General features: G+C 71.1%; 12 protein-coding genes. 7 read left to right on the forward strand and 5 right to left on the reverse strand.

The annotated features are described in order from the left end of the window. The first annotated feature begins 6 nt into the window (after positions 1-6). The 3 genes from M8J73_RS38885 (at position 7) to M8J73_RS38895 (ending at position 3229) form a co-directional block, all read left to right on the forward strand. Positions 7-1968: a RiPP maturation radical SAM C-methyltransferase gene (locus M8J73_RS38885; protein ID WP_055538717.1), complete on the forward strand. Its 1962-nt coding sequence runs from the start codon at positions 7-9 to the stop codon at positions 1966-1968. A gap of 182 nt (positions 1969-2150) precedes the next feature. Then, entirely contained in the window at positions 2151-2735 is a 585-nt protein-coding gene (locus tag M8J73_RS38890; RefSeq protein WP_063799319.1) for a DUF5825 family protein, read from the forward strand. Next, on the forward strand, positions 2732-3229 hold the full coding sequence (locus tag M8J73_RS38895) for a hypothetical protein (protein ID WP_055542451.1): 498 nt from the start codon (positions 2732-2734) through the stop codon (positions 3227-3229). The genes M8J73_RS38890 and M8J73_RS38895 overlap by 4 nt, the downstream gene beginning before the upstream one ends. A gap of 74 nt (positions 3230-3303) precedes the next feature. On the opposite strand, the gene M8J73_RS38900 is transcribed toward M8J73_RS38895, so the two are convergent. Continuing rightward, positions 3304-4365: a LacI family DNA-binding transcriptional regulator gene (locus M8J73_RS38900; protein ID WP_055542452.1), complete on the reverse strand. Its 1062-nt coding sequence runs from the start codon at positions 4363-4365 to the stop codon at positions 3304-3306. A 241-nt stretch (positions 4366-4606) separates the two neighbouring features. On the opposite strand from M8J73_RS38900, the gene M8J73_RS38905 reads away from it, so the two are divergent. Further along, entirely contained in the window at positions 4607-5944 is a 1338-nt protein-coding gene (locus tag M8J73_RS38905) for a ferredoxin reductase family protein (RefSeq protein WP_206188036.1), read from the forward strand. Positions 5945-6013: 69 nt separating this feature from the next. Here M8J73_RS38905 and M8J73_RS38910 read toward each other — a convergent pair whose 3' ends face one another. Further along, entirely contained in the window at positions 6014-6301 is a 288-nt protein-coding gene (locus tag M8J73_RS38910) for a hypothetical protein (RefSeq protein WP_055542454.1), read from the reverse strand. A gap of 194 nt (positions 6302-6495) precedes the next feature. Between M8J73_RS38910 and M8J73_RS38915 the strand changes: the two genes are divergently transcribed. Next, positions 6496-6696, forward strand: a complete 201-nt coding sequence (locus tag M8J73_RS38915) for a type II toxin-antitoxin system VapB family antitoxin (protein ID WP_055516534.1) — start codon at positions 6496-6498, stop codon at positions 6694-6696. Positions 6697-6800: 104 nt separating this feature from the next. Here the strand turns inward: M8J73_RS38915 and M8J73_RS38920 are convergent, their stop codons facing one another. The 3 genes from M8J73_RS38920 to tap form a co-directional block, all read right to left on the reverse strand. Further along, a complete protein-coding gene (locus tag M8J73_RS38920; RefSeq protein WP_249829688.1) occupies positions 6801-8849 on the reverse strand; it encodes a calcium-binding protein in 2049 nt (682 codons plus the stop codon). A 158-nt stretch (positions 8850-9007) separates the two neighbouring features. Then, complete coding sequence (gene tpg, locus M8J73_RS38925) at positions 9008-9565, reverse strand: telomere-protecting terminal protein Tpg (protein WP_055541900.1); 558 nt, start codon at positions 9563-9565, stop codon at positions 9008-9010. Between the two features lie 3 nt (positions 9566-9568). Continuing rightward, complete coding sequence (gene tap / locus M8J73_RS38930) at positions 9569-11869, reverse strand: telomere-associated protein Tap (RefSeq protein WP_249829689.1); 2301 nt, start codon at positions 11867-11869, stop codon at positions 9569-9571. A gap of 611 nt (positions 11870-12480) precedes the next feature. Here tap and M8J73_RS38935 point away from each other — a divergent pair. After that, a complete protein-coding gene (locus M8J73_RS38935; RefSeq protein WP_055542769.1) occupies positions 12481-13971 on the forward strand; it encodes an FAD-binding protein in 1491 nt (496 codons plus the stop codon). A gap of 641 nt (positions 13972-14612) precedes the next feature. Next, a partial coding sequence (locus M8J73_RS38940; protein ID WP_249829690.1) for a substrate-binding domain-containing protein occupies positions 14613-15544 on the forward strand: 932 nt, incomplete at its 3' end.

Genomic DNA, 15544 nt, shown 5'->3' on the forward strand with positions numbered 1-15544 from the left:
CCGACTGTGCGTGTCCTCCTGCTCAACATGCCCTGGTCTCCCATCGACCTGCCGTCCCTGGCCCTGGGCATCCTCAAGCGCAGCGTCGACGAACGCGTTCCGGGCGCGACGTGCGAGGTGCTGCACGCCAACCTGGAGTTCACCGACTGGATCACCGAACGCACCGAGTTCTCCGCCGAGGACTACGAGTACTTCGCACTGTCCTCGTACTTCCTCGGCTGCGGCGACTGGGTGTTCTCCAGCGCCCTGTACGACGATCCGGCGTGGAAGACGGCCGAGTTCACCGAGGTGATGACCGGCAAGCTGCGCGCCTCCCGGATGCGTATGAGCAAGCAACTGCACGAGATCGTGCCGGAGTTCGTGGAGGAGATCGCCCGCCGGGTGGTCGACCTCGCCCCCGACGTCGTGGGCCTCACCTCCACCTTCCAGCAGAACACGGCGGCCCTGGCCGCGGCCCGGCACATCAAACGGCTCTCCCCCGGCGTCGTCACGGTCATGGGCGGCGCCAACTGCGACGCCGAACAGGGCGCCGCCGTCCACCGCAACTTCCCCTTCGTCGACTTCGTGGTGCGCGGCGAGGGCGAGGAGGCGTTCCCCCGGCTGCTCCAGACCCTGCAGAAGGCGCCGGACGCCCCCTCCAGCGCGCTCGCGGACATCCCGGGGCTGTGCCACCGCGCCGACGGAGCCTCCGTCGCCAACCCGATGCCCACCGGCCCGATGCCTCCCTCGGCGATCCTTCCCCCCGACTACAGCGGCTACTTCGAACGCCTCGCCGCGTCCGTCGCCCGCAACTGGGTGGAGCCGAAGCTCGTGGTCGAAGGGGCCCGGGGCTGCTGGTGGGGCGAGAAGCACCACTGCACGTTCTGCGGTCTGAACGGCTCGTTCATGCAGTTCCGCAGCAAGAGCCCGGACACCTTCTACCAAGAGATCATGGATCTGGCGGAGCGCCACCGGGTCCTCGACATGTACGTCGTCGACAACATCCTGGACATGCGGTACCTGTCCACCGTGCTGCCCCGGATCATCGACAGCGGCTACGACCTGCGTATGCACATCGAGATCAAGGCCAACATGCGCCGCCCGCAGCTCCAGGTCCTCGCCGACGCCGGGCTCATCTACGTCCAGCCCGGCATCGAGAGCCTCAACAGCCGGGTCCTCGACCTCATGGACAAGGGCGTCAGCGGCTGCCAGAACGTGCGGATGCTCCGGGACGCGGCCGAGACGGGACTGTCCGTCTCCTGGAACTACCTGCACGGCTTCCCGGGCGAGACCGCGGAGGACTACGAGCCGGTCATCCGGCAGTTGCCCGCGCTCGAACATCTCAACCCGCCGGTCGACCTGTCCGCCCGGATCGCGATCGAACGGTTCAGCCCCTACTTCAACCGGCCCGAACTGGGCTTCACCGGTCTGCGCCCGGAGGAGCACTACCTGTTCACCTACGACCTGCCGGAAGAGGAGCTGCACGATCTGGCGTATGTCTTCCAGGCGCCCGAGCGCGGCATCGGCTCGGCCACCGTGAACCGGCTCAACGACGCCATCGGCGCGTGGAAGAAGCACCACACGGACGCCCGGCTCACCCACACCGATCTGGGCGACGAGATCGTCCTCGTCAGTCGGCGGCACTCCTTCGACTGGCGGACCCTGCGGCTGAACGACCCGTTCGCCGTCGCCGCCTTCCGTCTCCTGGACCAGCCGCACTCCCCCAAGGCCCTGCACCGGAAGCTCACCGCCGACCCGGCGTTCGCCGACCGCACCGCGCGCGACGTGCAGGACCTGCTGGCGGAGTGGACCGCGAAGGGCGTGGCCTTCACCGACGCGGGCCAGTACGTCCACATCGCGCCCGCCTCGGTCAACCAGGACCTCCTGCGCCTCGACTACATGCGCCACGTGCACGCCAAGGCGGCCACCGAACCCGACGAGGAACTCACGACCACGGCTTCCGCCGCCCCGGCCCCCGCTCTGCCCTGACCGCCGCGCTCCTGCCCACCCTCCCCTCCACCGGCCACGGACACCGACAAGGACCGAGCATGCCCGCAAGCGCACCGACACCGACATCGCCACCGGCCCCGACACCCACACCCACACCCACACCCACACCGACCGTGCATGCATGGCGGGACCACGACACGCAGGCCCGTTCCCTGCCGGGCATGTCCCTGGGTCGAGTTCCTCTCGCGGCCACCGCCGACGACGCCGCGCACCTGTGGTCGCTCGGCGCGCGACTCGTCGAACTCGACGCCCCCGTGGACCTGTCCGCGCCCGGACCGGACGCCGCGCGCGCCGCGATCGACCGGCTGAGCCTCGTCCGCGACCTCACGGCCCGTGCCGTCCAGGTCGACTGGGATCTGGTCCTCCCCCAGGACCGGGCGGACCACCTGTGGAAGGTCCTCTCCCATCTGCAGCCGCCCCGCACACTCACCGGGCCCACCGACACCGACAGCGCGCTGCACGCCTGGCGGACCCGCCACTACCTCTGCAAGCTGGTGTGGCGTCAGGGACCCGGCTTCCTGCAGATCCGCGACCGGCGCTGGGGGGATCTGCGGCGGTTCACCGCCGACGAGCCGCGCTACGCGGAAGCCGTCAGCGGGCTCGACCGGGGGCTGCGCCACTCGGACGTCCCCGCCGACATCCTGGACGAGTTCGCCTCCGAGCACCTCGTCCTGCGGGTCGACGAGCTCGTGTGGTGGCTTCCGTACCGGGTATCGCGCTGGCTCCAGGAGGCGATGGCCGTATGAGGGCGATGGTGGGGTCGGTGGTGGCGCGTCGTCGCCGTGGCACCAGGGCGGCGGCGGTGTGGGTGACCGTGGTCGTCACGGCGGCCGTACTGGCGCCGAGCGCGTCCGCGGCCGGCGGACCGGCATCGTCGAGCCCGCACTCCGTGGTGGTCGCGGGCGCGCTGAGCGATCCGACGCCCGAGGAGCAGGAACGCCTCCGGGAGGTGGCCGGGGCGATCTGGACGCCGGAGCTGGCGGCCGGCTGGAACATGAACACCGACGTGGCGAACGTCCTGTCCACCGCCACGGGAGAGATCCTGCGCTGCTCCGAGGCGTTCGCCCTGGTGCCCCGCCCACCCGGTTTCGTCCCCGGGGTCGGATACCTCCTCAGCTACTGGCAGAACATCCGCGACTACTTCCGGGCGGTCAGGACCAGCCGCACATACCGCGCCTGCGTCGTCACCGCCGCCGCCAACTACCGCACACCCATCGAGCTGGCCTCCATGGGCATCTGACAACACACCACGAGGTCGCGACGGAGCCGAACGACCTGGGGAGGTACGTCATCGAGGCCGCGCGGGGAGCGCGGTCACTCCGGCCGTTCTCTTCGCCGGGGAGTCGGCGGGGGCTTGCGGGTGGAGCGGCGCGGGATGAGGACCGGCTGGATGGCTCGGTGGCGGTTCACCCCGCCACGGGCGTTGATGAGGGAGATCAGCAGGTCGACCACTTCGACGCCCACCCGGTCCGGGCGCAGGCTGAGCGTGGTGATCGACGGGTTCGTCGTCGCGTAGTCCGGGTCCTCGCTGACACAGGCCACCAGCAGGTCCCGGGGCACCCGCAGGCCGCGCTGCCGGGCGGCGGCGAGGATGTTGTGGCCGGAGTCGGAGTAGACGCCGATGACGGCGTCCGGGCGGGGGTCGCGGTCGAGGAGCCGGCCGACCGCTTCCCGTTCGGCCGTGAAGTAGTCGGGCAGTACGGCGTACTCCTCGACGAGGGCGGGCATGCCGTGCTCGGCGCACCAGGAGGTGTAGGCGCGTCCGGTCAGCCGCGCGTACGGGTCGTCGTGGACCGGTTGGGAGAGCGCGATGCGCCGGGCGCCGGACTCGGCGAGATGGCCGAGCAGGAGGCTCATGGCCGCGTCGTGGTCGGTGTCCACCCACGCGTCGTTCCAGTGCGGCCGGAGCAGCCGACCGTCGGTGACCATCGGGATGCCGCGCTCCCGCAGCAGGGAACCCACCGGGTCGTCGGTGCGGGGTGCGACGTGGATGACGCCGTCCATCGGCATGTTGAGCCACATCCACGGCGTCAGCGAGTTCGGCATCACCATGAGGATGTAGCCGCGCTCGTGTGCCGCCGCCATCGCGCTCAGCGTCAACTGCGCGTAGTAGGGGATCTCGGTGTACGAGACGGGCAGGTCGCCGTAGGCCGTGGTGGTCAGGCCGAGTACTCCCGTGCTGCCGCGGGCCACCGCGCGGGCCGTGCCGGCCTGGGCGTGGCCGAGTTCGCGTGCCGCGGTGAGCACGCGCTGCCGGGTCGCCTCCGACAGCCGTCCGGTGCCGTTCAGGGCGTTGGACACGGTGGCTGTGGACACCCCGGCCCGTTCGGCCACGGCACCGAGTGTGGGACGCTGCCAGACACGCGAGCTCGTCATCTCTTACCTCAACAGCCCTGCACGGCTTGTGGTTAAGACGTTAATCACGCAGCGTATCGGCCACGGCGGCCGGGTCTGCCGCCGGGTGAGCTGGGGGCGCGCGCCGGCCACGTAAAGCTTTCGATTACGTCAAGTTCCGGATTGTGCCGGGATCACGGCTGTATCAGGTTAGGACGCTCAGGGCTCCGCGGTTTCGCCGCGTGCCGGGCACTAGTACCTCACATGAGCAAAAGGGGAAGCGGTGGAGGCGACGGTTTCACGGGTGCGGCAGGGCACCATACCTCCGGTCATAGCGGCGCGCTGGGCGCTGTGGACGTTCGTCATCGTCAACGTGGCGATCGTCGAGATCTTGTTCCTCACCGCCGGGACCGGCAAGAACGGGACGCTCACGGTCGCCAAGTTCTTCGGTCTGCACGCCGCCGTGCTGATGCTGTTCCAGCTGCTGCTGGTGGCCCGGCTGCCGTGGCTCGACCGGCGTATCGGCATGGACCGGCTGACGGTGTGGCACCGCTGGGTCGGCTTCACCCTGCTGTGGACCCTCCTCACGCACGCCGTGCTGGTGGTGCTGGGCTACGCGCGGCTCGACGACGCGTCGATGACGAAGACGTTCTTCGCGCTGGCCGGGGTGCCGGCCTCGCTGCTCGGAATGCTCGCCGCGGCGATCGTCGTCGTGATCGCCGCAGTCTCCGCCCGGCAGGTGCGACGGCGGCTGCGGTACGAGACGTGGCACGGCCTGCATCTGCTGCTGTACGTGGCGTTGGGACTGGCGTTCGTGCACCAGCTGCAGGAGACCACGACGTTCAGCTCCTCCGCTTTCGCGACGGTCTACTGGTGGGCACTGTGGCTGTTCGCGTTCGGCTCGCTGGTGACGGGGCGGATCGTGATGCCGGTGTGGCGCAACGCCTATCACCGGTTCGAGGTCGCGGCCGTGGTGCCGGAGTCGGACTCCGTGGTGTCGGTGCACGTCACCGGACGCCACCTCGACAAGCTGCCCGCCCGGGCCGGTCAGTTCTGCATCTGGCGGTTCCCCGGACACAACCACTGGTGGCTGGCCAACCCGTTCTCCCTGTCGGCGGCGCCCGACGGCCGTACGCTGCGGCTGACCGCCAAGGCGGTCGGCAACGCCAGCGCCGGACTGCGGCACGTCCCGGTCGGGAGCCGCGCGTTCGTCGAGGGGCCGTACGGGGCGTTCACGTCGTTGCACCGGACGCGGCCCGGCGCGCTGCTGATCGCGGGCGGGGTGGGGATCACTCCGGTGCGCGCCCTGCTGGAGGAGGCGGCGGCCGATGACGTCGTCGTCCTCTACCGGGTGCGCAGCGAGGGGGACGCCGTGCTGGGTGACGAGGTCCGGACGCTGGTGGGTGACCTCGGTGGGCGGCTGCACCTGCTCACCGGCCGCACCGGGGAGGGCGCCCCACCGTTCGAGCCGGAGAACCTGCGGGCGCTGGTTCCCGACGTGGCCGAACGCGATGTGTACGTGTGCGGGCCGCCGGCGATGACCACGGCCGTGCTCGCCTCGCTGCGCGCGCTGAAGGTGCCCCCGCGGCAGGTGCACGCCGAACGGTTCGGGCTGGCCTGACGAGGTCGGTGAGGGGTGAACGGAGCGCCGTGGCCGCCGAGGAGGCGGGCCGCGGCGCTCCGTCGTGTGTCACTTGAGGGCGACGCTTCGGGTGGGTTCCGGTCGCGGCTGGTGCTGTTCGTTCCAGCGGGCGGCGAGTTCGCCGAGGGCGCTGCTGAGGCGGCCGAGTTCCCAGAGGAGGTAGAGGCCGGCCCCGGCGAAGGGAAGCCAGCTACCCCAGTGGAAGACGAGTACGGGCATGTACAGCAGGCCGACCAGGACGAGGACCTTGAGGACGATCTCGGCCAGGTACGTCTGTCGGCGTACGACGGCGACGTGCTCTCCGCTGCCGTGGGTCCACTGCAGGCGCGATCTCATGGCTGCCTCCTCGGGCGCGTCCCGGCGACTGCCAGCACGGTAGCCGGGGCCGGGGAGGGCCACAAGCGCTTGCCCGGCTCAACTGCCCTTCAGGACAGGGCAGTCGGCCCGAACGGCCCGCTGATCACCGATCGGCGGTGGCGGCGGGCCGACTGCGGTTAAAGTCCGGGCAGCACGCGTCGAAGGGGAGAGCCATGGCCAAGGTCAACGTCAGTCTGGATGCGGAACTGGTGGTGGAGGTGATGGTCCTGGCCGGGGTGGGATCGCCTCAGGACGCCGTGGAGCTGGTCGTGCGGGACTACATCGCCCGCGGTCATCGCACGGAGGCGCGCGTCGAGCGGACCGACCAGAACCTGCGCGAGGTCGAGGTGAGACCGCAGGACCCGCAGGGCTGATCACGGCCGGGGTCCGACGCCCGGGTCGGCAATGCGCGCCGACTGGGTGCAAGGAACACGTGGGGCCCCGCACATGGTGTGCGGGGCCCTGCGGGTGGGTGGGGTCAGGGGCAGCTGAGGCGGGTGTCGCCCGGGTCCGTGGTGCAGGTGTCCGTGTTGGGGCCGCCGTTGGCGGTGTCGTTGCCGGGGACGTTGTCGACGGTGTTGAGGTTGTCGGTGCCGTAGTTGCCGATCAGGTTGTCGTTGCCGGGGCCCGCGTTGAGGGTGTCGTTGCCGAGGCCGCCGTCGAGGCGGTCGTTGCCGTAGCCGCCGTGGACGGTGTCGTTGCCCGAGCTCGCGTTGACGGTGTCGTCGCCGCCGAGGGCGCAGATCACGTCGTTGCCCGAGGTGCCGGTGATGGTGTCGTTGCCGCTGGTGCCGACGCGGGTGCAGCCGCGGGCGTTGTTGACGGTGGTGGTCGCCGTCGCGGTGTTGTTGCCGGACGCGGGGTCGCTCTGGGTGGCGGTGACCGTGGCGCGGTCGGTGAGGGTGCCGGTGGCGCGGGGTTCGGCGGCGACCGTCACGGTGACGCCGGCTCCCGGGACGAGGGTGCCGAGGGCGCAGGTCGCGCCGCCCGCGGTGGTGGTGCAGGTGCCCTGGCCGGTGGTCGCCGAGACGACCGAGACGGCGACGCCGCTGAGCGTGTCGGCCAGGGACACGTTGGTGGCGGAGGTCGTGGCGCTGGTGTTGGTCACCCGCACGCTGTAGGTGGCCCGGTCTCCGATGCTGACCGTGGCCGGGCCGGACTTGGTGACCGACAGGTCCACGCCGGTGGGGGGCGGGATGCTGCCGCCCCCTTCGAAGCGGGCCAGGGCGAAGTCGTTGTTCGGGCCGCCCCAGCCGGCGGCGACGATCTTCCCGTCCGGCTGGAGGGCGAGACCCTGGGCGGCGTCGGCGCCGCCGAAGTCCGCGGTCGCCACTCCCCCGGTGCCGAAGCCGCTGTCCTGGCTGCCGTCGGGGTTGTAGCGCAGGACGGCGAAGTCGCCGCCGGGCCCGTTGCTGCCGGCGACGACGATACGGCCGTCGCCCGGCTGCAGCGCCAGACCGGAGGCTCCGCCGCCGCCGGAGGTGAGCACCCTGCCGTCGCCGTCGAAGCCCGTGTCCAGGGCGCCGCCCGGTTGGTAGCGGGCCAGGGCGAACCTGCCGCCGCTCCCGCCGGCGGCGACGATCTTCCCGTCGGGCTGGACCGCGAGGCCTAGGACGGACTCGTAGTCGCCGAAGTCGGTGCGCTCGATGCCGTCGCCGCTGAAGGTGGTGTCCAGGGCGCCGCTCGCGGTGTAGCGCAGGACGACGAAGTCGAAGCGGGTCGTCCCGACCCGGCCGCCGACGAGGATCTTGCCGTCGGGCTGGAGCGCCAGGGCACTGCCGTCGCCGCCCTCGTCGAGGTTCGGTGCCGGGTCGGTGGTCACGGAGCCGTCGCCGCCGCCGAAGGCCGTGTCCGGGGAGCCGTCGGCGTTGTAGCGGGCGAGCGCGACCCGGCCGCCGCTGGTACCGGCGACGACGATGCGGCCGTCGGGTTGCACGGCCACGTCGCGGGCCTCGTCGGGGCCGCCGAAGTCGGTGAAGACCCTTCCGTCGCCGTCACCGAAGGACGTGTCGAGGGTGCCGTCGGCGTTGTAGCGGGCGACGGTGAACCAGCAGCAGTTCTCCCATCCCCGCCAGCTGCTGCCCACCACGACGATCCTGCCGTCGGGTTGCAGTGCGACGGCCTGGGCCTCGCTCCACTGGAGGTCCGGGTCCATGTTGTTGATGGAGGTGGTCACGAGGCCGTCGTCACCGAAGGTGGGGTCGGGGGTGCCGTTGGCGTTGTGGCGGGTCAGCGCGAAGCGGCCCTCCGTCAGCTCGTAGTCGGCGGACGAGCCGACGGAGACGATCTTTCCGTCGGCCTGTACGGCCACGTCGTGGGCGCGGTCGTCGTCGGCGAAGCCGGTGAGTACCTTGCCGTCGCCGCTGAAGGTGGGATCCAGGTCGCCGGGCGCCGCGGCCGCGGTGCCGGGGAGGGCCAGGACGAGCGCCAGGACGGTCGCCGTGACGGTCCCGGCCCTCACCGCCAGGGACCGGCGCCGGCGTTCGCCGTGTCGCCGCCCCGTCGGACGCAGTTGAGGTGTCAGCATGTGCGACAGCCTTCCGCCGGTCGCACACAGTGACGGCCGCCACGGACGGCGTTGCGCTCACCGGGCGCAGGAATCCATCCCCGCGGGTGAGGGGCTCTCGCACCCATGGGGTGGGGGCGGTCACGGGGGCTCTCACGCCCCGGTGGGGTGTGGGCCCGTCACAGGTCGATGTCGATGCGCTCCACGTCCGTGAACCGCACGTCGAGGCCGTGAGCGCGGGTGTCCCCGGCACGGAAGTACGTCTCGGCCAGGCCGTCGGCGGTGATGCGCTGGAGCTGCTGCTCGGTGGCGCCCTGGTCCCGGGCCGTGAAGAGGCGGGCCGCCCAGTGCGGGGGCAGCGCCTGGGTGATGTCGCGGATCCGGGCGTCGTCGGTGGTGCCCGGCGCGGCGGCGAAGCCGAAGCGGGCGCGGGTGGACAGGACGAGGCCGTCGGTGGAGGCCGCCTTCTGCTTGGCGCGGGCCCGCACCTGCGGCTGCCAGCGCTTCCTGACCTCGCGCTCCAGCCGGTCGGCGAGGTCCTTGCGGGGACGCTTGAGCTTTCCGGCGACGTACCGCTCGACCGTGCGCTGCGACACTCCGAGCAGTTCGGCGACGGCCTTCGTGCCCTTCAGCTGCCTGACCAGGTACCGCATCCGTGTCTGCGCCGACTTGGGGACGGGGCGGGTGAAGGCCGCCTCCAGGGCACGGTCCAGGCCGTCCCCGACCGACTCCGGCATGGCCTACTCCCCTTCCTCTACGCTGTCGTTCTTGATGAGGTTGGCGACATTGAACACGCCGCCGTGCTCCTCGAACAGCGCCTCCGCCCACAGCACGGTACGGGTGCCCTGGTGCTTGACCATCCCCGGTGAGATCCCCAGCCGGAACGTGCCGGGTACGGGTCTGCCGTCGGCGGTGTACGGCAGGAGGTCGAGCGGACCGGGCCCGGTGGAGGGGTAGACGACGGCGTCGGTGCCGATCGCCACGGGGTAGAGGTCGGCCGCCGCCGCGGTCTTCATGAGCTTGCGGTGGATGCCGATGCGGACGTTCGCGAGGACGGCGGCCCGGATGTCGGGGCGCCAGGTCTCCCGGGCGAGCGCGGGCCACGGCTCGTAGAACGGCACCTGGCCGCGGCTGCGTTGACGCAGTTTGCCGATGCCGCCCTTCGCGGTGGACTTGATCGCGTTCACCAGCAGCGCCATCGTCGGGTCGACGTCCCGTGCGGCGGCCATCGCCTCCAGGAACTCCCGGCCTCCCATGGCGGTGGTGACGCCGAGGTCGGCCATCGTCGTCACGTACGCGTCGCGCAGCCGCTTGTACCAGGGGTCGAGGTAACGGCCGGTGCGGTGGCGGACGTACGCCTCGACGGGCGCCACGTCGAAACCCAGCTCCACCGCGTACGCCACCGTCGGTGTCGCGTACCAGGCGGGGCCGGTGGGGCGGTCGCCCTTCGGGGTGAACGGTGAGGGAAGCCGGTCGGCGTCGACGGTGCGGCCGTCGATCCGTACGCGGGAGAGGTCGACATGGGAGAGGTCGACCAGCCACGAGCCGGGCAGGGAGGGATCGAACCTCGGGCCGCCGGTGAGGTGCGTGGGGCCGTCGAGGCCGACGGTGAGGCCGTTGGCGGCCGCCGCGAACGCCATGTTGACGTCGACGGCGACCAGGTACGGCCGCATGCACTCGTCGTCGGTCAGCGGCCTGCACCAGTCGTACGGCTCCTCCATCAGCATCTCGGCCGGCGTCCGCAGGTGGTGACGGGCGTGGACGCCCTTGAGGACCGGGTGCTCGTCGGGCACCTCGCACGGCACCACGTCGTACACCTGTGTGAGGGCGTCCGCGTTGAACGCCTTGTGCCACTCGCCGGTCGTCTCGTCGCGTTCGGCGCGGGTCGGCGGGCGCAGCGCGGTCATCAGCTCCAGTCCGGTGACCGCCGTGGTGCCCCGCGGTGTCATCACGCGCTCCGCGTACGCGCCGAGGTAGCGGGCGAGGTCCGCGGGGTGCATGTCCGGCAGGAGGGGGGCGTCCTTCCTGTCCCACTCGCGGGCGTCCAGGGCGTGCCAGGCGGGGACGCACACTTGTACGCAGTTGCGCCGCGCCCCGTCCGCCGGGCGGTAGATCCGCGCCCACGGGCCGAAGCCTCGCTGGGTGAGGCGCCATTCGGCGCGGAGGAGCTGCTTGACCGCCTTGTGGCTGTCCTTGAGCCGGCCGGCTCGGCGCTCCTCCTCCGACAGGGCGGCGGGCAGGCCGTACCGCTCCAGCGCCGCCGGGGTGAGCACGAGGAGGGGGTCGGCGTCCCTGCCGTTGCGATGTAGCCGGGCCTGGCCGAGTCTCGCCTCGGTCAGCGTCCATTCGACCAGTGCGGGCAGCGACTTCGCGGGCACGTCCAGGACGAGGCCGCCGACGCAGTACGCCAGCGTCTGACCGTCCTCGCAGTCGACGACGGCCAGCGGACCGTTCTCGAAACGCGGGTCGACGGCGGGCTGGTGAGGGGCCGTGGGTTTCGTCACCTTCGTCGCCTTCTTCGCCGCGGGGCCGCGCGACGACGACGGCCGGGCGCCGCGGGCCGTGGAGGACGGGCGGCCGCCGCGTGCCGCGGTACGGGGCGGGGGCGTCGTCGCCGCCGGTTCGGGAGCGGGGGCGGGTGCGGGCGGAGCGGGCGTGAGTGCGGCTGCTGCGGACGCAGGCGGGGGTGGGGTCGGCTCCGGGATGCTGGGCGGCTCCGGGGTGGGCTGTTCCGGGGCGGGCTGTTCCGGGGCGGGCTGCTGGGGTGTCGGGTCCTCCGGGGTGGGAGCGGGGAAGCGTGCGGCGAGGGATTCCAGCAGGCGGGCGTAGGCGGCGCGCTGCGGGGGGCGCGGCTCGGTCCTGCCGGACTCCCAGTTCCCCACGGCTTCCCGGCGCGTGCCCAGCGCCGTCGCGATCTGTTCCTGGCTCAGCCCGGCGGCGGTCCGCAGCCGCCGACGCTCGGCGGGCGGCGGCAGGACGTCCTGAGCGACCTGCTCCAACAACGCGTCCACCGCACTGAACAGCTCGTTCTCCGTGGCCACAAGCTCACCTCCGGCGCCCACCCTATCCCCGCCACCCAGCTGGATCGCGCATGGATCGCACATCAGGGGGGCCGTGTCCAAGGCGGGGGCCCCGCCCCGGTGCCTGCCGCCGGGTCCGGTGTCCTCACCCCCTCCGCAGGGAGCTGTCAGCGGGAGGCGCTCTGGGCCTCGAATCACCTGACGGACCGCCGGGTCGTCGCCGGCGCGGCGGCGGGAACGGGCCGCGCGACCGAGGGGGTAGGACGACGCGGGCTCACCCCTCAGGAGGCGACGTCACCACGACATCGACACTCGCTCCCCGCATTTCTCCGCGATCTCTTCACGAATCGGTGCGCCAATGACCGCAAAACGGTCTCTGACTACGATTCAACTCTCGCGCGACAGGCTGTCTTTGGCCATGATGTGCCCGGGGACAGTTCAGGGGGAAGACCGCCATGAGTGAGAAGCGCCGACCCGGGCAGGAGACGGGTCGGGACACTCCGCCACCTCGCCGCGCCGAGGTCCGGCCGCACCACTGCCACCCGTGAACGGCTGAAGTCACCCGCAGATTGCGCTACGGCACCCCACCGGGGTGTGCCGACGATCCGCGCGCCAACACCAGGGAGGCTGGTATGTCACGTACAGAACAAGGTCAGCTCGACAGACGACGGTTCCTGTCCCGGCTGGGGGCCGGGACCGTAGCGCTCGTGGCCGGTTTCGACCTGGTCGGACGACAGTGGGTGGCCGAGGCCGCCGACAGCGCCTCGTTCGCCGCGGTCCCGCCCCTCGACGGCACTCTCACGTTCGCCCCGGACGCCCTCGCGGCGAACTCCCGCGACCAGGGGAACATCTTCACGAGAACACCCTGCGCGGTACTCAGACCGGGCTCGGTGAAGGACATCCGGAAGATGCTCGCCTACTGCTCGGCCCACGGCATCAAGGCCGCGCCGGCCGGCGCACATCACGCGATGTACGGCCAGGCGCTCGTCAGCGGCGGACTGGTCATCGAGATGGAGTCGCTGCGCACGATCCACTCGATCGGCACCGACAGCGCGGACGTCGACGCGGGTGTGCTGTGGAAGGACCTCGTCGAGGCGGCGTTCCGACGGGGCCTCAGACCGGCGTCGATCACCAGCTACCTCGGGACCACCGTCGCCGGGACCCTCTCGATGGGCGGCATCGGGATGATGTCGTCGTACCGGGCGGGCGCCCAGGTCGACCATGCCCGCAAGCTCGAGGTGGTCACGGGGGACGGGCGGCTGCTGCAGTGCTCCGGCACCCAGAACTCCGACCTGTTCGAGGCGGCACTCGGGGGACTCGGCCAGTGCGGTGTGATCACGCGGGCGACCGTGGACCTGGTGCCCGCCAAGCAGTCGGCCCGTACGTACCGGATCGGGTACACGGACGCCCCCGCGTTCTTCCGAGACGTCAGGATCCTGGCGAACCGCGGTGAGTTCGACTCCCTCGGCAGCATTCCGCAGCCGGGCACGGCGCAGCCGCTGACGCTGTGGGCCACCGTCTTCTACGACGCCGGTGACGAGCCCGACGCGTCGCACCTGCTGCGCGGCCTCAGCCCCGCCGCGGCGGGCGCCGTCTTCGAGGACTACGGCTTCCTCGACTACATCCTCCTGGTCACGCGCATGTACGACTCGTTCGCGGCGAACCTGGGCTGGGACGCGAAGGTCAAGCCGTGGCTGGATCTGTTTCTGCCGGACGACGCCGTCGAGGACTTCGTCTCCTCGGTGTTCCCGTCGCTGACGCCGGAGGACCTGGGCCCGACGGGGTTCGGCCTGATCTTCCCGATGCTCCGCTCGACCTACGGACGGCCGCTGCTGCGACTGCCCGACGCCTCGGGCGGCCCCTGGGTGTGGCTGGTCAGCGTGCTGACCGACTCGGCCGGATCCGGCCCCGACCCCGACTTCGCGTCGCGGATGACGGACCGCAACTACCGGTTCTACCAACGGGCGGCGACCGTCGGCGGCACCCGCTACCCGCACGGCGCGTGCCCGTTCACCCAGGCCGACTGGCAGGCCCACTACGGCTCGATGTGGCCCCGGCTCGTGGCATGGAAGAACCGCTACGACCCCAAGGGCATCCTCACCCCGGGCCCGGGCATCTTCTGACGTTCCGGCCGGGCCGCCCGCGACCGGACACCGGGTGGAGTCCGGGTGGAGTCCGGCCGATTTCGACCGCCCGCGACCGGACGGTGGGGACCGCGCGCCTCCGGTCGCGGCGCGCAGCGCGCGGTCGTGGTACGGAGCGTCCCGCGATGAGCTACTTCAGGACACGGGGATCCCCTCGTCGGAGCCCCGTGTCCGCCCCTCCGGCGCCTCTTTTGCCCCAGGGGGAAATCCCAGTCACATCCGTCACCGGAGCCCCTCGCCCTTCACCTTTGCGTAACCGTTCCTGTTCACCCCGTTGACATCATGCGCACCGTATCCCTATGGTCACGCAAACATTCGATCGTGTGACGACATGTCGAACGGTTTGAAAGGCAAGTGCCCTGCGCATCACCGGAATCAGCCGCCACGTGGCCGGAACGCCGTGGCGCAGCCCGACGTACGTACCGGTGCGCATCGGCACAGGGAGCACGGGAGCCGGCGGACCCCGGATGCCGGGTGGCCCGCGCCTCGATCACGCTTGCCGAAGCCTGTCCCCCACCGCGTGGCCGGCTCGGTCTCGCTCTGCTCTCCCCAGGCAGTGCCGCACCGACAGCTGACAAGCCGTCCTGCTCTCAACGACGAGAAGAACAAGGAACGATCACATGCACACCCGAAGAGCCGCCCTGTCCACGATCGCCGGAGCCGTCTCGCTCGCCCTCACCCTGTCCGCGTGCGGCCAGGACGACGGGGGAGCTTCGGCGGACGGTTCCGAGGGCGGCACCATCGGCGTCGCGATGCCGACCCGGGCCTCCGAACGCTGGCTCACCGACGGCAAGAGCGTCGTGGACGACCTCGCAGCCAAGGGTTACAAGACCACGCTGGTCTACGGCGACGACGACCCGAAGCGGCAGGTCGCCCAGATCGAGAAGCTGATCGAGGAGGGCGTCGACGCGCTGATCATCGCGGCGATCGACAACAAGTCGATGGACAGCGTGCTCAAGAAGGCCGCCGACGCGGAGATCCCGGTGATCTCCTACGACCGGCTGATCCTCGACACGAAGAACGTCGACTACTACGTCTCCTTCGACAACGAGCAGGTCGGCCGGCTCCAGGCCCGCTACATCATCGACAAGCTCGGACTGGAGGACGGCAAGGGGCCGTTCAACATCGAGCTGTTCGCCGGTTCGCCGGACGACAACAACACCCGGTACTTCTACGACGGCGCGATGCACCTGCTGAAGCCGTACCTCGACACCAAGCAGCTGGTCGTCCGGTCCGGCGAGACCGACATGGACCAGGTCACCACGCTGCGCTGGGACGGGCCGACCGCGCAGAAGCGCATGAACAGCGTGCTCACCAAGGCGTACCGCAGCGCCACGGTCGACGCGGTCCTGTCGCCGTACGACGGCATCTCCATCGGTGTCCTGAACTCCCTCAAGGCGCACGGCTACGGCTCCGCCGGCAAGCCCCTGCCCATCATCACCGGTCAGGACGCAGAACTGGCGTCGGTGAAGTCGATCATCGATGACGAGCAGTCGCAGACCGTATACAAGGACCTCCGGCTGCTCGCCGAGATGGCCGCGAACATGGTCGA

This window comes from Streptomyces neyagawaensis, from assembly GCF_023516595.1.
In the GTDB taxonomy this organism is placed as follows: domain Bacteria; phylum Actinomycetota; class Actinomycetes; order Streptomycetales; family Streptomycetaceae; genus Streptomyces; species Streptomyces neyagawaensis.